The organism is Enterococcus sp. B2E4 (assembly GCF_030499455.1).
Lineage (GTDB): Bacteria > Bacillota > Bacilli > Lactobacillales > Enterococcaceae > Enterococcus_D > Enterococcus_D casseliflavus.
In genome coordinates, this window is sequence record NZ_JAUKPK010000012.1 from 63,825 (window position 1) to 82,962 (window position 19,138).

14 protein-coding genes are annotated in these 19,138 nt (G+C 43.9%); 10 read left to right on the plus strand and 4 right to left on the minus strand.

What is annotated here, in order from left to right; genetic code table 11:
- Positions 1-244: 244 nt before the first annotated feature.
- The 6 genes from Q1X33_RS09540 to Q1X33_RS09565 are packed head-to-tail and all read left to right on the plus strand — an operon-like array spanning position 245 to position 5,461.
- The gene (locus tag Q1X33_RS09540) at positions 245-1,711 is read left to right on the plus strand and encodes a PRD domain-containing protein (protein ID WP_005230353.1); all 1,467 of its coding nucleotides are present in this window, start codon (positions 245-247) and stop codon (positions 1,709-1,711) included.
- A gap of 2 nt (positions 1,712-1,713) precedes the next feature.
- Positions 1,714-2,211 carry a PTS sugar transporter subunit IIA gene (locus tag Q1X33_RS09545; protein WP_005230355.1) on the plus strand — a complete coding sequence of 166 codons (498 nt, stop codon included), beginning with the start codon at positions 1,714-1,716 and terminating at the stop codon, positions 2,209-2,211.
- A 16-nt stretch (positions 2,212-2,227) separates the two neighbouring features.
- A complete protein-coding gene (locus Q1X33_RS09550; protein WP_005230357.1) occupies positions 2,228-2,542 on the plus strand; it encodes a PTS fructose transporter subunit IIB in 315 nt (104 codons plus the stop codon).
- A 46-nt stretch (positions 2,543-2,588) separates the two neighbouring features.
- The gene (locus Q1X33_RS09555; RefSeq protein WP_086295778.1) at positions 2,589-3,668 is read left to right on the plus strand and encodes a PTS fructose transporter subunit IIC; all 1,080 of its coding nucleotides are present in this window, start codon (positions 2,589-2,591) and stop codon (positions 3,666-3,668) included.
- 17 nt (positions 3,669-3,685) lie between these two features.
- Positions 3,686-4,540, plus strand: coding sequence for a class II fructose-bisphosphate aldolase (locus Q1X33_RS09560; protein WP_005230362.1), 855 nt, complete (start codon positions 3,686-3,688; stop codon positions 4,538-4,540).
- Between the two features lie 21 nt (positions 4,541-4,561).
- Positions 4,562-5,461: a ketose-bisphosphate aldolase gene (locus Q1X33_RS09565; RefSeq protein WP_005230365.1), complete on the plus strand. Its 900-nt coding sequence runs from the start codon at positions 4,562-4,564 to the stop codon at positions 5,459-5,461.
- 63 nt (positions 5,462-5,524) lie between these two features.
- Here Q1X33_RS09565 and Q1X33_RS09570 read toward each other — a convergent pair whose 3' ends face one another.
- Positions 5,525-6,940 (minus strand): helix-turn-helix domain-containing protein, encoded by a 1,416-nt coding sequence (locus tag Q1X33_RS09570; RefSeq protein ID WP_301969641.1) that lies wholly within the window; start codon positions 6,938-6,940, stop codon positions 5,525-5,527.
- A 291-nt stretch (positions 6,941-7,231) separates the two neighbouring features.
- On the opposite strand from Q1X33_RS09570, the gene Q1X33_RS09575 reads away from it, so the two are divergent.
- Positions 7,232-13,756, plus strand: a complete 6,525-nt coding sequence (locus Q1X33_RS09575) for an FctA domain-containing protein (protein WP_270787955.1) — start codon at positions 7,232-7,234, stop codon at positions 13,754-13,756.
- Between the two features lie 76 nt (positions 13,757-13,832).
- Here the strand turns inward: Q1X33_RS09575 and Q1X33_RS09580 are convergent, their stop codons facing one another.
- On the minus strand, positions 13,833-14,510 hold the full coding sequence (locus tag Q1X33_RS09580; protein ID WP_005230380.1) for a prepilin peptidase: 678 nt from the start codon (positions 14,508-14,510) through the stop codon (positions 13,833-13,835).
- Positions 14,511-14,635: 125 nt separating this feature from the next.
- On the opposite strand from Q1X33_RS09580, the gene Q1X33_RS09585 reads away from it, so the two are divergent.
- Complete coding sequence (locus tag Q1X33_RS09585; protein WP_005230382.1) at positions 14,636-15,124, plus strand: Dps family protein; 489 nt, start codon at positions 14,636-14,638, stop codon at positions 15,122-15,124.
- 40 nt (positions 15,125-15,164) lie between these two features.
- Here Q1X33_RS09585 and argH read toward each other — a convergent pair whose 3' ends face one another.
- Positions 15,165-16,544: an argininosuccinate lyase gene (gene argH / locus Q1X33_RS09590; protein ID WP_005230384.1), complete on the minus strand. Its 1,380-nt coding sequence runs from the start codon at positions 16,542-16,544 to the stop codon at positions 15,165-15,167.
- Between the two features lie 54 nt (positions 16,545-16,598).
- Positions 16,599-17,813, minus strand: coding sequence for an argininosuccinate synthase (locus Q1X33_RS09595; protein WP_005230386.1), 1,215 nt, complete (start codon positions 17,811-17,813; stop codon positions 16,599-16,601).
- A gap of 406 nt (positions 17,814-18,219) precedes the next feature.
- On the opposite strand from Q1X33_RS09595, the gene rplM reads away from it, so the two are divergent.
- Both rplM and rpsI read left to right on the plus strand, forming a co-directional pair.
- A complete protein-coding gene (gene rplM / locus Q1X33_RS09600; RefSeq protein WP_301969661.1) occupies positions 18,220-18,666 on the plus strand; it encodes a 50S ribosomal protein L13 in 447 nt (148 codons plus the stop codon).
- 15 nt (positions 18,667-18,681) lie between these two features.
- Complete coding sequence (gene rpsI / locus Q1X33_RS09605) at positions 18,682-19,074, plus strand: 30S ribosomal protein S9 (protein ID WP_003128901.1); 393 nt, start codon at positions 18,682-18,684, stop codon at positions 19,072-19,074.
- The last annotated feature ends 64 nt before the right edge of the window (positions 19,075-19,138 follow it).

Sequence of the window (19,138 nt, forward strand, 5' to 3'; positions counted from 1 at the left end):
TCAATGCCCAGCACCTGATTGACTCAGTGTGACGGAAAAGCTTGTCATTCTTCGGAATGGCAAGCTTTTTTTGTTTAGCAAAAGGAAATGTTACGAAAAAGAATGCGTCCTTCTTTCATCCTAGAAAAAGGGCATTTGGAACAATAAATGAAAGCGTTATTTTTGAAATGTCCAAATCAGTGGACATCGATTAAGAAATACTCGAGCCAAAGAGGGCTATAGTAAAGATACGGAGGGAGACAGTATGAAGCTGAGCAAGAGAGAAACACGTTTGATTGAGCAGTTTATGACACAAGGAATGAATTTGACCGCTAATGAACTAGCCACAGCTGCTAAGGTTTCAACAAAAACCATTTATCGGACAATCAAACGGATCAATGAGGCTGCTGGTTCAGAAATCATTCGGTCTGAAATCGGCAAAGGATTTTGTTTGGATTATGAAGCGTATCTCAAAGGCACGATTGAAAATCAAGAAACGGATCAAAATGATGAGCCGCTTGAGCGGCGTCATGCGATTGCACTGCATTTATTGTTTAAATCACCAAAGCGATTAATGATCAAAGAGCTGTTCGCCCCTTACTATTTGAGTGAAGCAGTGATAAGTAGTGATATCAATCGTCTTTCGGAATATTTTCAGTACTTTGAACTCCAGTTGATCCGATCCGATAAGAGAATTTCAGTGATTGGTACCGAAAAAAATATCCGTCGCTGTGTCAACGATCTCTTTACGAAGACCCATGTGTGGAATGAAGAAATGGTTACGCAAAAATATCCCATCAATGCCTTTGATATCAACTTTATTACCTCAATTCTTGAATTTATTGAGCGAAAACTCGCGAACAGTATTGCGTATCCTTACAATATGAATATTTTCTCGCATCTGTATATTCTGATTTTACGAATGAGAGAAGGAGAAATTGACCGTGAAGAATTTATTGAGGGCTTAGATGAGGAAGAACAGCATTTGATTGAACAGCACCAAGAGTTTTATCAAATTGCCCAACAAGTGATTGAAAAAATCAATGCCTATCTCGTGACGGAGCTGCCAGAAAGTGAGGTATTTTATCTCTACCAGTATTTAGTGTCTTCCAGAGTGGAAAACAAACCCTTGGCAATGACCAATCTGACAAAAGAAGCCAGCGAAATCACGGAGTTTTTTACTAACCAGATGGAAAAAGCACTGGGTATTCAATTGAACCAGCAAACAGACAAGACCGATCTACTTTGCCATATCCAGCCGATGCTCTATCGGCTAAAGAATAAAATTATCGTGAAAAACGGTCTGCTAAGTGACATCCAACTAGAGTACCCAAGGATTTTTGAGCAAGTGGCACAAGTCAGCAAGGAAGTGGAGAAAACCTATGGAACGAATCCCATATCGGAAGACGAGATTGGTTTCTTAGTGCTGTATTTTGTGAAATTTAAAGTCATTCGTCGGCGCAGACAGCGAGTCTTAATCATGTGCAGCAGCGGCGTAGGGACTTCTGAGCTGCTGAAAGTCAAAGTCCAACGAGCATTTCCTGAACTGGATATCGTGGATGTGCTTTCCGCTCGTATGTACCGAAAGCATGCGCAAGACTACCAGAATATCGATTTGATCTTAACCACCATTAATTTGCCAGTAGAAACGCAGGTGCCGACGATTTTAGTCAATTCGGTATTTACCAAACAGGATGAAAAGCGAGTCCAACAACTATTAGGAGAGATGTAAAGATGAAAAACGAAAGCCAAACGATCCAAACGTTCAGCATCGCAGATGTAATCAATCCCAATCTTATCAAGATGGAAATGGAAGCGAATTCAAAAGAAGAAGCGATCACTGAACTGTCTGAACTTTTATATGAAAACCAAATAATTACCGATTTAGCAGGGTTCACCCAAGATGTCTTTGCCCGAGAAACGGAAGGAATGACCGGTATCGGACATGGCTTAGCAATCCCACATGGAAAGTCAGACAGTGTGAAAAAGACTTCCTTAGTGATCGGAAAAACCAAGCGTCCGCTTGAATGGGAGTCCATCGATGAAGCGCCCGTTCAAGTAATCATCTTGTTTGCAGTCAAAAATACCGATGCCAATACGATGCATATCAAGCTGCTGCAAAAAGTAGCGATGCTACTAGCGGATGAATCGTTTATTGATCGTCTCGTTGCGTCAGGGACAAAGGATCAAATGATGGCCTTGCTTGCTAAAGATCCAATGGCAGAAAACTAAGAAAGGGGGAGAAGAGATGAAAATCGTTGGTGTAGCTGCTTGTACTTCAGGAATCGCTCATACGTATATCGCTAAGCAAAAAATCGAAACAGCTGCGAAAGAACTTGGTCATGAAGTCCATATCGAAACCCAAGGAACCATCGGGACAGAAAGTGAATTGACGGAAGCAGCTATTCAAGCAGCCGATGTTGTCATTATTGCGGCAGATATCAAAATCGGCGGCAGAGACCGTTTTGAAGGCAAGCGAATAGTAGAAATTCCAACTAGTATGGTGATCAAAGCGCCTAAGCGTTTGCTTGAAACGATTGAAGAAAAATTAAATCAGGGATGAATCAACGAATGTTTTAACGACTTAAATTCAAAGGGGGATGAAACAAATGATGAAACAGCTGCAGTTGAAAAAACATGCCTTAACCGCCATCTCGTATATGCTACCTGTCGTTGTAACAGCTGGGCTTTTAATCGCTATCGGAAATCTTGCCAACGGCACGGCCATTGAAAATTACGATGCTGCCTATACGATCCCGGATGCACTGGTTTCGCTGGGGGTTTTAGGGATGGGACTGCTGGCGCCAGTGATCGCTGCCGCGATCGCCTATTCCATTGCCGATCGTCCAGGAATCGCTCCTGGTCTTTTTATGGGACTGATTGCCAATGCGATTGGTGCAGGCTTTTTAGGGGGAATGTTAGGAGGCTATCTCGCAGGTTATCTGGTCTTATTCTTAGTAAAAAACCTTAAAGTACCACGTTGGGCACAAGGTCTGATGCCAATGATGATCGTACCGGTCTTGTCGACACTGATCGTTGGTGCTTTGATGTTCTTCGTCATCGGTGTACCGATCGTGTGGGCTACTGAGGCGTTGACTACCTTCTTAACGAATCTGCAAGGCTCGGGAAATTTCTTATTTGGCGCGATTGTCGGTGGTATGGCTGCCTTTGATTTTGGCGGCCCCGTCAACAAAGTCGCCTCGCTATTTGCTGATGGTCTATTACTGGAAGGCATTCAAGAACCCGAAGCCGTGAAAATTTTAGCCTCAATGGTGCCGCCCTTTGGTGTTACAATCTCTTGGGTCCTCTCTCGTCTCTTACGCCGGCCCAAATATTCTACGGAAGAAGAAGACAACATCAAGATCGCTTTTCCAATGGGCCTTTGTATGATTACAGAAGGAGTGATCCCGATCGCTGCCGTCGACCCGTTTCGCGTCATTTTTTCTTGTACGGTCGGAGCAGCCGTCGGCGGTGGTCTAAGCATGGTTTGGGGCGTCGGTTCACCAGTGCCATCTGGTGGGGTCTTCATCATTCCTGCCATGACGGATCCACTGAAATTTACCATCGCACTCCTGATTGGTTCTGCCATCACCGGTGTTTTGCTGTTTGCATTGAAAAAGGCACCCGTGGAAACGCCGATCATGGAAGAGGAAGAAGACGTTGACTTTTCGTCGATTGAAATTTCTTAAGAAAAGGAGCGAAGAAAATGTATGTATCAATGAGAGAGATGCTGCAAAAAGCCAATCGAGAAAACTATGCCGTTATGGCTATCAATTGTTTTAATATGGAAACCGCTAAAGCAGTGATCGACGCCGCTGCAGAATCTCATGCGCCCATCATCGTGGATTTGTTGCAAGACCATTTAAAAACCCATCTGGATCATCGTTACTTAACCCAGCCGATCATTCGAATGGCAGAAAATGTCAATGTGGAGGTTGCCATCAATCTGGATCACGGACAGGATATCGCCTTCGTCAAACAATGTCTCCATGAAGGATTCTCAAGCGTCATGATGGATGCCTCTATGCATCCTTTAGAAAAAAACATCGCCATCACCAAAGAGATCGTGCAATTTGCGCAAGCCTATAATGCCAGTGTCGAAGCAGAGGTTGGGGACATGGGAGCAGTGGCTGGGGATCAGTATACTAGCGATGCGATGTATACCGATCCAGAGGAAGCCATCCATTTTATTCGAGCAACCGGGGTCGACTGTCTCGCTCTTTCTTACGGCTCCAGTCATGGGGATTATCCAGCAGGGTACCGCCCGGCATTTCGCTTTGATATCGTTCAAACCATCAAAGAAGCCACTGATCTACCGCTGGTTTTGCATGGTGGCTCGGGAGCCGGTAGAGAGAATATCTTACGTTCCGTGGCATTAGGAATCAATAAAATCAATGTAGGGGCTGATTTTATGAAAGCCCAAAGAAATGCCCTGCACCAACAGCTGGATGCTTGTCCGGAAAGCGATTATCCGACCCTGATCCACCAAACCATCGAAGCAGGAAAAGCAGTCGTCAAAGAGTATATCGAATTATCTGGATCAAAAAACAAATCACTTTAAAAAAGAATGGAGCACACTTATATGTTGATCAATATGAAACAATTACTGACCGTTGCCAAAGAAAATCAATTTGCCGTTGGTGCCTTTAACGTCGCAGACAGTAACTTTTTACGCGTCGTTATCGAAGCAGCAGAAGAAAACGATGCACCAGCCATCATTGCGGTCCACCCAACAGAATTGGCCTTTACAAAGGATGAATTTTTCCACTATGCAGTTTCCAGAGCGAAAAACAGTTCTGTGCCGATCGTGATCCATATGGACCACGGCGACAGTTTGGCAAGTATTATGCGGGCGATCCATTGCGGATTCAGCTCGGTGATGATCGATGGGTCGTTGCTGCCTTTTGAAGAAAATATTGCTCTAACAAAACAGATTACCGAGATTTGCCATCCGATTGGGGTATCTGTCGAAGGCGAGCTAGGAACGATCGGCAATACCGGAACCTCCGTTGAAGGGGGCGTCTCCGAAGTGATTTATACTCGTCCTGAAGATGCACAAGAGTTCATTGAGAAGACAGGCATTGACACACTAGCAGTTGCGATTGGAACTGCCCATGGTATTTATCCGAAAGATATCAAACCGGAATTAAAAATGGATGTCTTGCAAGAAATCAAAGATCGTGTCGATATCCCATTGGTGTTGCATGGCGGATCGGCCAATCCCGATGAAGAAATCGCTCAGGCAGTGGCAATCGGTATCCAAAAAGTAAATATCTCCTCTGACTATAAATACGCCTTTTATAAAAAATGCCGCCAAATCTTAGCAGAAACGGAATTGTGGGATCCAAATGCCATTTACCCAGAATGCATTGAGGCAGCCAAAGCAGTGGTTACGCAAAAAATGACCCTCTTCAATGCAATTGGGAAAGCAGCTCTGTATCGCCAGCAAAACGTCCAGCCATGGCGTAGTGAACAAAATTAAACAGTAAATAAATAACAAAAAAACCCTCAAAAATCGCTAAATTGCGGCTTTTCGAGGTTTTTTTTATTGCGCATTCTTTTCTTGCAGCATCCGAATCCCCTTTTCCTGAATCTGCCGAGCGATAAACGCCAAATCATTCGAAGTCAGGTTGATGTCTGCATAATGAAACACATTTTTTCTGCAGGAGGGGGTCAAATTGCCGATGATCAAATCATAAGTCTCGTCCAGTTTGGTCAGAGAAAACGAGTCCAGAGGATTTAAAATCGTGATTGTTAGCTGATAAGGAATAAACTGTTGGATTTTCGTCTGGATAAATTCCGTATGGTAACTATTTGTATCATAAAACAAAGCTAAGCGAAAGTCAGCGTGGGTATCGATGATTTCTTTGGCGAAATTTGGAAAAGAGGTATGGAAAATATAAATTAGGTAATTGATCGTACTTGGTCGAATGATTGGCAAATTCGAATGGGTCAAAACCTGAACGATGTCTTGATTGACTGTCTGTTGGACCAAATCACAGTTATTGACAAAACGAGCAAAGCGATCATCCAAGATGCAGTAAGGAACCTGCAAGTTGATTCCAAGAAAATAGGAAAAGACGACGGCATCCAACTTCTCTTCAAAATTGGCTTCATGATAGTTGTATTTTTTAAATATACGCTTGGTCATTTGATAAAACTCTTGTTTGGTCTCGCGAAAGACAGCGGGGTCTTGACCGATATGGGTTGTGATATAGCCGACCATTTTCTCGACGTAAGCACGACTGTAGCCAGTAAATTCGCTTAAATCGATTTTTTCTAAGAAATATTCGATGTGGTTCCCATTGGGATTGGAAGCGTATAAGCGATCGCGCTTCGTGTTGATATAGATTACAAAGGCAATTTTTTTGATGTCGGAAAAATAAAGTTTTAAGGGTGTCGCAGCAGCCATGATACGGGCGATCTTCAAGAAATCCTGCTCTTGGTTAATGTTGGCATCCACAAATTCATACTGGTACTTCTCTAAGAAGAAAATCAGAAAAAATTGGCGAATATTGTTTTCATTTCCTTTTAACTGGATGGGTTTGGTTGCGATGAAGAAATCACACGGTGCCAGAACCAAATTGATCCTCTTGATCAAACGAATGATCGATGACTTGCTTAAATTTAATTCTAGTGCCAGCATGTCATAACTAGTGAAACTTGATGAGAAGAGTAGTTCTAACAATTGAAACGCAGACGAGCGATTTAAAAACTGGCTGTATACGTCTAGTCGAGTAGCGAAAGGCTGCAAGTGTAGGCGAACAGCTGAATAATCGTCAAATTGTAAGTCCAGAAACGAAAATTCATTGTCGATTTCCGCGATATAGGTTTTCGCTGCAGACATTGAAATGGAAAATTTCACTGCCAAATCGTGAAGACTCGTCCCCTGATCGTCTAATAAATACTTAATCAGCTGTAGTTTCTTTTGTGTTGTAGATGATAACAATTTCCGTAACATGATTGCCCCTGAGCCCCCTTTTAAGTAAATAGTATCACGTTTTTACATGTATTCAAAAAAATTGCGTGTTGTATTTTTTTGAATACATCCCACCCCAAAATTTTGGGAAAATAGAAGTGTGGAATAGTAGTAATACGTTTGATACAAGTAGCAAAGACCAAAATTTTTGAATCATGGGGAGGAGGCAAAAAGCAGTTGTTTGTTGGGATATCTTGCTCACTGTTGAACAATATTATTCGTCGAGCGCTTCCGAGATCAATTGAAAAAATTTATAAAAAGGAATGAACAATTATGAAAAAACAATTTTCTATCTATATATGTTTGCTAGTCTTGCTTGGTTCTATCCTTTGTGAACCAACGATCATACTGGCAGAAGCAATCAACGCAACCGAAAGCACCGAAAGAACGACCGAAACATTAGAAAGTACTGAACCTGTGACCGGAACGATCGATACGGAAAAAGCACCTACGGATTCATCGACAGCGGGAGCAGTTCAGTCAGCAACGAGTCAAGCAGAAGAAGAACAAGCAACCGTCCCTAGTGAAAGTCAAGCAACCCAAGCATCTTCGACACTGAATCAAAACAGCATTCAACCCCGAGCACCAGATGCTGAGACGGAAACGGAAGCTTCTGCTACCGCTGAAAATCTTAGTGCCAACCTGAATGAACGGGGCGTGCAGCTTTTTGACAATGTCCGAATCACTGACTTAAACGATCAGCCTTTCACTGCCGAAAATCCACCGATGTATAATGACAATATCAAAATTCATTTTGACTGGTCGTTAGCAGATACGGAAGAAATTCGTGCTGGTGATTATTATACGTATCAATTGCCGAATTATTTTGCCATTCATAACACCGTCAGTGGTGAATTGACCCGTTCCGGCGGACAATCGATCGGAAGATTTACCTTAGCACTCGATGGTACATTGACCGTTACTTTTAATGAGGCGGCACAAACACTTTCCAACCGCTCAGGGACTATTGATCTGATCACTGAATTAAGTGTAAGCACCGTTACTGAGGAAGTGACCATTCCTACCGGGATTTACGATGAAGATGGCCATGAGATCATCATTACATTGCCTATTTATGAGGTCGATATCATTAAGACTGGTAACGTGACTTCCAGCGGTTCAGTGGTTTGGGAAATTATTTTTAACCAAACCAGTCGTGAATTGCATGATGTGGTGATTACCGATAAGATGCCACAAGGATTAGCTTATAGTACCTCGACAGGCTACTTGTACGATGAATCCACCGATGAATGGATTCGTACCGATGGCTTATATACGTATAACAGTGTTAACAACACGTTTACCTTCAATCAAACGGTTAATCAACCGGTTCGAATCGTCATCAATAGTGCAGTCACCGATCCAACGGCTTCTTCTTTCAAAAACACGGCAACAATCAACGGTAGCGATTTTACAGAAAAAACCGCAGAAGCAACGGTTACCTACGATGAACAATCAGAATACAAACGATTTAAAGGCTACGATCCAGAAACGAAACGAGCATCTTGGGAAATTTCCGTTACATTGGACAAAGACCAAGCCAGAGTTTTGGATCAGACCTACTCGGGAACAGATCCTGAAAAAGCCTTGCACTTTTTTGTTCCAGAAACTTTGGTGATCACTGACAAAGACGGTAATCCAATCCCTTCAGAGGACTGGTCCTTTGATGGGACATACCAGCTGGACAAAGAGGGGGAAATCGTACGCTTTGGCATCACGTTTGCCAAAGCTGGCTACTACAAGATCCAATACGACACCCAGTTGTATGAATCGGTTTTAGCCGATACCCGTATATACAATTACGCTTCGATCCGCGACAATCAAAATACCTCGTTGACGGGCAGCGGGACAGTGACACCAACCAAAACGATCGGTGTCGTGAAAACCGCTGGCTCCAAAGACTATGAAACGAAGACTGTCGCATGGAAAATTGAAGCCAATACCAATCAGCAAAAAGTTAGCGACCTGATTATAGAAGACCGCTATCAATTGATCTCTGGCTCAAACAGCAGTGCTTTAGCTTTATTGGCGGATACGCTAGTCGTGACAGCCAGCGGGGTGACCGAGCCTTTAGAGCTCAATACCGACTATACGCTAGAGCTGATCACAGAAACGAAAACGCTAGCCGATGGCTCAACGAAGGAACTTGAGACTGGTTTTCGCATCAAGCTGCAAGGAGCGTACCAAACGACCTCGGCAACGATCACTGTTAATTTTAAAACCAGCTTCGATGTTTCACAACAGATCGCATTAGGAAGTTCTAGCAGCCGGTTTAGTAATGCAGCGTTTGTCCATTATAAAGATGAAGCCGGCAATACGTTCACGGAAGCTTCTGAATCCAATACTTGGATGGATACCAACTGGTTAAAAAATGCCTTGAAATACGGCCTATTCATTGGTGAAGGCGAAGATGTCGCCAAAGCGATTACCGCTGTATTTGGTCGGAATCTAGGAACTATTTTTGATGAGCAGACTGCTTCAAGCGATCAAGTCTATTGGATGGGGCTATTCAATACGTACAAAGAAAAAATCAATAAAGATGCAGTCATCACTGACCAGCTGCAAGAAGGCCAAACTTTGAAAGACTTGGCGCTTTACACGGTCACGGTAACTGGATATACGACACAAGTCAGAGCACTGAAAGAGCAATTGGTGCTAAACGAGGATTACAGTTACACTTATGACCCTGACACGAAGAAAGTTACGATCACCTTGCTGAAAGAAACGTCAGAAACACTGGCGGTCTTCTTGGCAACGGAAGCATCTGAAGAAGTATTTACCTACAAAAATACTATTACATTGACGGACAATGACACAACGTTGACTGCTGATGGGCAAGTCGATAAGTCTGCGAAAACGGACTGGTTGATGAAAAACGGCAGCCAGAATGCCGAGAACAATCGATTGCTCGATTGGGAAATCATGATCAACGCTGACAGTCGCAAAATCCACAATGCGGTAGTGACCGATACCATCAACTACAATCAGCACACCTTTTTACGCGATGCCGACGATAACGTGATCGTAGATGTGTATGAAGCAGTCTTAAACAATGGCACTTGGGAAAAAGGGGAAAAAGTCACCTTCACCAACGAAGACAATCCGAAAATCACCTCGGATGTGGTGGCAGGGACGCAATCGTTAGTGATCGCTTTTGAAGAAATGATTGATAAACCGTACTTTATCGTTTATCAAACACAGCTTGATCCCGGGATTTTGAACAATGAACGGGTGGCCAATAGTGTCAATTTGACGGGTAGTGAGATCGAAATTCACACAGTGACCAAAGAAGTTACCATCAAGTCGACAGACGGTAGCGGAACCTCTTCTGGGACAAACGGCTCCTTGACGATCGTGAAATACGATGCCGATGGCACCAAAGAACGAGGGATCGATGAAGAAGCGGTTTTCCAATTAAGCCGTAAAAATGCGCAAAACACCTATGAAGTCATCTTGTCGAATCTGGTGGTGAAAAACAATCAGATCATGGAAAACGGCAACGCCATTGAACGGATCGACAATCTGCGCTACGGTGATTACATGATCCAAGAAATCACCGCACCAGAAGGATATGAACGAGATGCGACTCAGTACACCTTCACTATTTCTGATGAGCAAGTCAATTATGTTTTTGAACTAGCCAATAAGCGAGAAATCAAAGAAACAACCCTTGCCTTGAATGTTCAGAAAATGCTTGATGGACGCGAGTTGAAAGACGGCGAATTTACTTTCCAACTGGTGGATGAAGCTGGCTCTGTGATTTTAACGCAAACCAATGACGGTAACGGTCAAGTTGCCTTTGACGCCATCACTTACAACGAGCCTGGCGAGTACCACTATACGATTCGGGAAAAAGCCGGCAACGATCCAACCATCACCTATACTGACAAGGAACTAAAGGTAACTGTGACCGTCACGGAAGAAGACAGCCAGTTGATTGCGAAAGCAGTCTATGAAGGCAATCAAGTCTTTGAAAATGTCTATACGCCAAAAGCCGGTAGTGTCGTTTTGAGTGCTGAGAAAGTACTGATTGGTCGTGATTTGAAAGCAGAAGAATTTGACTTCGAGTTAGTCAATGAAGCAGGAACTGTACTTCAAACAAAAGCCAATGATGCAACTGGCAAGATCTACTTTGACGCTCTTCCTTATGATAAAGCAGGTGAATACCGCTATACCATCCGTGAGAAAGCAGGAACTGACGGTACCATCACATACGATGCAAAAGAACTGGCGGTAGTTGTAACCGTCACCGATGAAGACGGACAGCTTGTGGCAGTTGCCGAATACGAAGGCAACCAAGTCTTTGAAAACGACTATACGCCAAAAGCCGGCAGTGTCGTACTAAGTGCCGAGAAAGTCTTAACCGGTCGTACCTTACAAGCAAATGAATTCGATTTTGAACTAGTCGATGAAGAGGGAACTGTACTTCAAACAAAAGCCAATGACGCCACTGGCAAGATCTACTTTGACGCGCTCCCTTACGAGGAAACAGGTGAGTATCACTACACCATTCGTGAGAAGGCAGGAACTGACGGTACCATCACATACGATACGAAAGAACTAGCGGTAGTCGTGACCGTCACCGATGAAGACGGACAATTGACCGCAGTTGCGGAATATGAAGGCAACCAAGTCTTTGAAAACGACTATACGCCAAAAGCTGGCGGTGTGGTCTTGAATGTAGAGAAAGTGTTGACAGGCCGCACACTAGCAGCCAACGAGTTTGCCTTTGAGCTAGTCGGTGAAGCAGGCAACGTGTTACAGACGAAAACCAATGACGTAAATGGTCAAATCTATTTCGATGAATTGACATATGGCGAAGTCGGCGAATACCGTTATACGATTCGGGAAAAAGCTGGCGCAGATAGTACCATTACCTATGACACGAAAGAAATTGGTGTTGTCGTGAAAGTAACCGATGAAGACGGGCAACTAGTGGCAAAAGCAACGTATGATAGCAATGCGATCTTTGAAAACGACTATACACCAAAAGCTGGTAGTGTCGTACTGAGTGCCGAGAAAGTCTTGACAGGCCGCACGTTACAAGCTGACGAATTTATATTTGAACTGGTAGATGAAGATGGTAACATTCTTCAAACAAAAGCCAATGATGCAACCGGGCAAATTGCCTTTGATGCTCTTGCATATGACAAAGCAGGCGAATACCGTTACACCATCCGTGAGCAAGCAGGAACTGATGGCACCATCACTTACGATGCAAAAGAACTAGCGGTAGTTGTAACCGTCACCGATGAAGACGGACAGCTCGTGGCAGTGGCCGAATACGAAGGCAATGCGATCTTTGAAAACGACTATACGCCAAAAGCCGGCAGTGTCGTACTTAGTGCCGAGAAAGTCTTAATCGGCCGTACCTTACAAGCAAATGAATTCGCTTTTGAACTAGTCGATGAAGATGGAACTGTACTTCAAACAAAAGCCAACGACGCCACTGGTAAGATCTACTTTGATGCTCTTGCATATGACAAGGCAGGCGAATACCACTACACCATTCGTGAGAAAACAGGAACTGATGACACCATCACTTACGATACAAAAGAGCTGGCGGTAGTTGTAACCGTGACGGATGAAGACGGACAGTTGACCGCAGTTGCCGAATACGAAGGCGATCAAGTCTTTGAAAACAGCTATACGCCAAAAGCAGGCAGTGTCGTACTAAGTGCCGAGAAAGTCTTAACTGGTCGTACGCTACAAGCAAATGAATTCGATTTTGAACTGGTCGATGAAGACGGAACTGTTCTTCAAACAAAAGCCAACGACGCCACTGGCAAGATCTACTTCGATGCTCTTGCATATGACAAAGCAGGTGAGTATCACTACACCATTCGTGAGAAAACAGGAACTGACGGTACCATCACCTACGATACAAAAGAGCTTGCAGTAGTTGTGAACGTGACGGATGAAGACGGACAGCTCACGGCAGTTGCCGAATACGAAGGCAACCAAGTCTTTGAAAACAGCTATCAACCACAAGCAGGCAGTGTCGTACTAAGTGCCGAGAAAGTCTTAACTGGTCGTACACTACAAGCAAATGAATTCGCTTTTGAACTAGTCGATGAAGACGGAACTGTTCTTCAAACAAAAGCCAATGACGCAACTGGCAAGATTTACTTTGACGCTCTCGCCTATGATGAAACAGGTGAGTACCACTACACCATTCGTGAGAAAGCAGGAACTGACGGTACCATCACCTACGATGCAAAAGAACTGGCCGTAGTCGTGACCGTCACCGATGAAGCTGGACAGTTGACCGCAGTGGCGGAATACGAAGGCGATCAAGTCTTTGAAAACAGCTACCAACCACAAGCAGGCAGTGTCGTACTAAGTGCTAAGAAAGTCTTGACGGGTAGAGATTTGCAAGCCAACGAATTCGCATTTGAATTAGTGGATGAAGCTGGAAAGGTTCTGCAAACCCAACGCAATGACGCAAATGGAACGATTACCTTTGATGCAATGACGTATGACGATGCTGGGGAACATCGTTACACGATTCGTGAAAAAGCTGGCAACGACGCCACGATCATCTATGATGAAACCACCTATCAAGTAACGGTCACAGTCAAAGATCAAGCAGGAAAATTAGTAGCTGAAGCGGAGCAAACGGCAGACATGGTATTCAACAATCGTGTCAAAGAAGGCAAAACAACGAAGCAGGGAACTGACAACTTACCGAAAACCAATGACACCACGACCGCTGGTTGGGTCGTCTTGGGGCTGTTGTTAGTAGTGATCGCAGTAGGCATCTACCTTGATCGCAAAAAACGGACGCCGTTATCATAGGCAGGGGAAGCAACAGAGCAGAAAGAGAAAGCGGGATGAGGCCAACTTGTCCCGCTTTTTCCTGCCCTATTTTTCTTCACTTCAAAGAAAAAAAAGCGTCAAAAGTATGAAACGCTAGAAAGCGAACAATCAGCAAACCAAGACTCAAGAAGGGAACGAAGGGCAACTGCGCCAATCGTTTCTTCCAGATGCCTTGATAGCTAAAAAAAGCGAGGAGACCAAGACTGCTGGCTACTAGTAAGAGGGCCAAAAGTGTCGACGGCGATAGCCAAGTGCCCCAGCCTGCCAGCACTAAGAGATCGCCGTCGCCCATTTTTTCCTGCCAGACAAAAAAGACCAGTGGAACCAGCAAGCCTAAAGACAGCCATTGAAAAGAAGCGCCGCTTCTAAACTGTGCCAGCGCTAGCAGTAGGTGGGCGGGGTACAGCAGTTGTGGGTAGACGCTATAGTCTATCAAGTCGGTCAAGCTGAGTAAAAAGGCACTGGTCAGCCAGACAAAAGCCAGGAAGCTTTCGGAATCATGAAAGGCAAGCCCGCAAAGCCCGCCATAGCATATGCCAGCGAAGACCCAATAAAGCGGGGGTGAAAGCCATCTTGTAGGAAGGAGAAAAAACCAATGGTTATCCGAAACTTTGTTCACCCTCGGGGAATGAGAACGAGAATCACTTTTTGGCAGATTCCAAAACAGGGTTTGCAATAGTAAAAGCCAAAAGAAGCCGAGTAAAGCGCCTAAAAAAAACACGAAAATCGTCATTTTTCGTACCCCCTCATAAAGAAATACGTAAGAGAGTGAGAAATTTTCTCAAATAGATGATTTTGTTGTACTTTTTAATTGTTTCGTATTATCCTTAAAATAGATAATTTAGAGGAGGAATCGTTATGAAATTTGAACAAACAAAAGAAGTATTAAACCAACTTGTTGCTGATTTAAGCCAAATGGCTATGGTCGTTCACCAAACACACTGGTACATGCGTGGACCTGGCTTTTTGACATTGCATCCAATGATGGACGAATTCATGGATGATTTAAATGAGCAATTGGATGAAGTTTCTGAACGCTTGATTACATTAGATGGTTCACCATATTCAACTTTGCGTGAAATGGCTGAACACACTCAAATCCCTGATGAAGTCGGCAACTGGGACCGCACGATTCCAGAACGCTTAGCTACATTGGTGGAAGGCTACCGTTACTTAGCGGACTTATACCAAAAAGGGATCGAAGTATCTGGTGAAGAAGGCGACGATCCAACCCAAGATATCTTCATCGGCTTCAAAACAGCCATCGAAAAACGTATTTGGATGATCCAAGCGCACTTAGGCGAAGCGCCATTGATCGATCCAGCGAAATCTCGCGTACGTCATTAATCAACAAAAAACCAGCGAAGAATTTTCTTCGCTGGTTTTTTTACTTGCCCGCCAATAATGCTTTGGCGGCTTCAATTTGCTGTGCCACTTGATCAAAACCGGTGCCGCCATAAGAATGGCGATTTTTGACGGCGGTATAGGAGTCAAGTTTTTCAAAAATATCGCTGTCGATGGCAGGATGGATCGCTTGGTATTCTTCCAAAGAAACATCTTGCAGATAGATGCCTTTGCTCAAACACTCACTGACGAGCTTGCCGACGATCTCATGGGCTTGTCTGAAAGGTACGCCTTTGCCGGCTAAGTAATCCGCTAATTCTGTTGCATTGGAAAAATCCTTTTCAGTGGAATCTTGCATCCGTGCTTGATTGACCTTCATCGTTGCGATCATGCCTGTCATGATCTGCAAGCTTTTCGTGATGGTTTCGGCACTGTCAAACATGCCTTCTTTGTCTTCTTGGAAATCTTTGTTGTACGCCAGCGGCAAGCCCTTCATGACCGTCAAAAGACCAAAGAGGTTCCCATAGACACGTCCTGTTTTTCCACGGATCAGCTCCGCCATGTCAGGGTTTTTCTTTTGAGGCATGATGGAGCTGCCGGTGGAGAAGGTATCGATCAGTTCCACAAATTGGTATTCATGGCTGCACCAAAGAATCAGCTCTTCACAAAAACGAGACAGATGCATCATCAATAAAGAGGCGTTGCTTAAAAATTCCAAGATAAAATCACGATCGCTGACCGCATCTAGGCTGTTGCTGTAAATATTGCTGAACCCTAACTCTTGAGCGGTGAAAGCACGATCGATAGGGAAGGTGGTTCCTGCCAAAGCGGCACTGCCTAAAGGCATCACATCGATGCGGCTCAAACTCTCTTTGAAACGCTCTTGGTCACGCGTCAGCATACTGTAATAGGCTAAGAGGTGATGGGCAAAAGAAATCGGCTGTGCATGCTGCAGATGGGTATAACCGGGCATGATGGTGTAGATATTGGCTTCGGCTTGTAAAACCAGCGCTTCTCGCAACTCAGCGATCAAAGTGATCACCTCTTGCACGACTTCTTTCAAATACAAATGCATATCGGTCGCCACTTGGTCGTTTCGACTGCGGGCAGTATGCAGTTTGCCTGCCACGGGTCCAATCAATTCATGCAAGAATGTCTCGATGTTTAAATGGATGTCCTCATTTTCAATCGTGAAGGTCAATTCGCCAGCGGCCAATTGCTGCTGAATCGTGGTCAAGCCGCCAATGATCGCTTCGCCATCGGTTTGACTGATGATGCCCGTATGGACCAGCATTTTGACATGTGCCAAACTGCCAAGAATGTCTTGTTTTGCTAACTTTTGATCAAACGTGATGGAAGCCCCAAAAGCATCGATCCATGCTTCATTTTTCCCATCGAAACGTCCGCCCCATAATTTTGCCATATTCTCACCTCAAAAAAAGATTACGGCTGAAGCGGCAGCTTCAGCCGTGCATACTTAAATCAATGTTTCTGTTAGTTGCTGTTGTGCTTGGATCTCAGCGTGCACTTTGCTTGGCAGTCCCCATAATTTGATGAAGCCGATAGCCGCATGCTGATCAAAGGTATCTGCAGAAGTATACGTTGCTAAGTTTTCATCGTACAGGCTGTTTTCAGATTTCCGTCCTTCACAAATGACGTTGCCTTTGAATAATTTCAAACGCACGATTCCGTTGACGTAGACTTGTGTGCTTTTCAGGAAGGTAATCAAGGCTTCCGTCAATGGATTGAACCAAAGACCATCATAGATGACTTGGGCTAATTGCTGCTCGATGATTGGTTTGAAATGCGCCAATTCCCGAACAAAGACCAAATCTTCCAATTCTTTATGAGCCGTCATCAAAGCGATCGCTCCTGGACATTCATAAACTTCCCGTGATTTGATTCCCACCAGACGATTTTCGATATGGTCGATCCGACCAACGCCATGCTCGCCAGCCACCCGGTTCAGTTTCATGATCAATTCTGCTAGATTCATCGTTTCGCCATCAATGGCCGTCGGTACCCCTTGATCAAAGGTGATCTCAACGATCGTCGGTACGTCAGGAGTATCTTCTAATTCTTGTGTGATGGCGTAGGCTCCTTTTGGCGGTGTTGCCCAAGGATCTTCTAAGACGCCGCACTCACAGGCACGTCCCCACAAGTTTTGGTCGATGGAATATGGATTGTCCAAGTCAGCGGGAATCGGCACTCCTTTTTCAGCCGCATAGGCAATCTCTTCTTCTCGGGACCATTTCCATTCCCGAACCGGTGCGATGACTTTCAAGTGAGGCGCTAAAGCAGCGATCGCCACTTCAAACCGAACTTGGTCGTTGCCTTTACCAGTACAGCCGTGGGCGACGGTCGTTGCGCCAGTCGCTAATGCCAACTCCACCAATTTCTTGGCAATCAATGGACGAGACAAAGCGGAAACAAGAGGATAAGAATTTTCATAAAAAGTATTGCCTTGTAAAGCGATCAAAGCAAAATCTTGGGCGAATTCTTCGCGGGCATCGATGGCATAAGATTCAATCGCGCCAACTGCCAAAGCTTTGTCTTTAATGGATTGGGTGTCGCGACCTTCACCGATGTCTAGGCAGCAAGCCACCACATCATATCCTTGGTCCGTTAACCATTTAATTGAAACGGAGGTATCTAATCCTCCAGAATAGGCCAATATTACTTTTTCTTTCATACTTATTAACTCCTTTTCCGCGTGTTTTCAAGTGATTGAAGCTATCTTATCAGAATAAAAATAATAAATCAAGGGTAAAATTAAATATTTATACATAAAAGTGGTGATTATCAGGTTTTTATACTATTGTCGATGGTTAAGGAAAAGAAGTGGATGCTCACTTTGCTAATGAAAGTTTATACATAATATTCATAAAGATATTCAGTTTTAGAATCCTGCAACAACAAGTTTCGTTTTTCAGAGAAAATGGCAGAAAACGAATGGAGAAAATTTTCAAAAAGAGGCGGAATTACGTTGACATTAGGCTTTATAGAAGGTATTATGTTATATGGTATTGTTTGCCCCACAAGAGCCCCGGAAACTCAAGTGTATGTCAAACATTCGTGAAATTGAATTGGAGGAAAAAATTGTGCGTACAACATATATGGCCAAACCAGGCGAAGTAGAACGTAAATGGTACGTAGTAGATGCAACAGATGTTCCTATGGGTCGTCTTTCAGCAGTAGTAGCATCTGTCTTACGTGGTAAAAATAAACCAACATTCACACCTCATGTGGATACAGGCGATTTCGTAATCGTCATTAATGCAGAAAAAATCAAATTAACAGGTAACAAAGCAAGCGATAAAATTTATTACCGTCACTCAAACTTCCCAGGAGGATTGAAATCAATCTCTGCTGGAGAATTACGTGCTAAAAATTCTCGTCGTTTGATCGAAACTTCTGTAAAAGGCATGCTTCCTAAAAACACTTTAGGCCGTAAACAAGGAATGAAACTTCATGTTTATGCTGGCGCTGAACACCCACATGCTGCACAACAACCAGAAGTATTGGACATCACAAACTTAATCTAATAGGAGGGAATTTCATTGGCACAAGCTCAATATATCGGCACTGGCCGTCGTAAAAATGCAGTAGCCCGCGTACGTTTAGTACCAGGTACTGGTAAAATTACTGTTAACAAAAAAGATGTTGAAGAATACATCCCACACGCAGACTTGCGTGAAGTAATCAACCAACCATTCGGCGTTACAGAAACTAAAGGTTCATACGATGTTTTTGTAAACGTAAATGGTGGTGGATACGCTGGACAATCAGGTGCAATCCGTCACGGTATCGCACGCGCATTGTTACAAGTTGATCCTGATTTCCGTTTAGCTCTTAAACGTGCTGGCTTACTTACACGTGACGCACGTATGGTTGAACGTAAAAAACCAGGTCTTAAGAAAGCACGTAAAGCTTCACAGTTCTCAAAACGTTAATCGTTGTTATACCAACGATTTCAGACACTTTCTCATTGCGAGAAGGTGTCTTTTTTTCGTTCTG

Coding starts and splice junctions, on each gene's coding strand:
- Q1X33_RS09560 (WP_005230362.1), top strand. CDS start 3,686: ATGTATGTATCAATGAGAGAGATGCTGCAAAAAGCCAATCGAGAAAAC.
- argH (WP_005230384.1), bottom strand. CDS start 16,544: ATGGCAAAATTATGGGGCGGACGTTTCGATGGGAAAAATGAAGCATGG.
- Q1X33_RS09570 (WP_301969641.1), bottom strand. CDS start 6,940: ATGTTACGGAAATTGTTATCATCTACAACACAAAAGAAACTACAGCTG.
- Q1X33_RS09580 (WP_005230380.1), bottom strand. CDS start 14,510: ATGACGATTTTCGTGTTTTTTTTAGGCGCTTTACTCGGCTTCTTTTGG.
- Q1X33_RS09540 (WP_005230353.1), top strand. CDS start 245: ATGAAGCTGAGCAAGAGAGAAACACGTTTGATTGAGCAGTTTATGACA.
- Q1X33_RS09550 (WP_005230357.1), top strand. CDS start 2,228: ATGAAAATCGTTGGTGTAGCTGCTTGTACTTCAGGAATCGCTCATACG.
- Q1X33_RS09545 (WP_005230355.1), top strand. CDS start 1,714: ATGAAAAACGAAAGCCAAACGATCCAAACGTTCAGCATCGCAGATGTA.
- Q1X33_RS09555 (WP_086295778.1), top strand. CDS start 2,589: ATGATGAAACAGCTGCAGTTGAAAAAACATGCCTTAACCGCCATCTCG.
- Q1X33_RS09565 (WP_005230365.1), top strand. CDS start 4,562: ATGTTGATCAATATGAAACAATTACTGACCGTTGCCAAAGAAAATCAA.
- Q1X33_RS09575 (WP_270787955.1), top strand. CDS start 7,232: ATGAAAAAACAATTTTCTATCTATATATGTTTGCTAGTCTTGCTTGGT.
- Q1X33_RS09595 (WP_005230386.1), bottom strand. CDS start 17,813: ATGAAAGAAAAAGTAATATTGGCCTATTCTGGAGGATTAGATACCTCC.
- Q1X33_RS09585 (WP_005230382.1), top strand. CDS start 14,636: ATGAAATTTGAACAAACAAAAGAAGTATTAAACCAACTTGTTGCTGAT.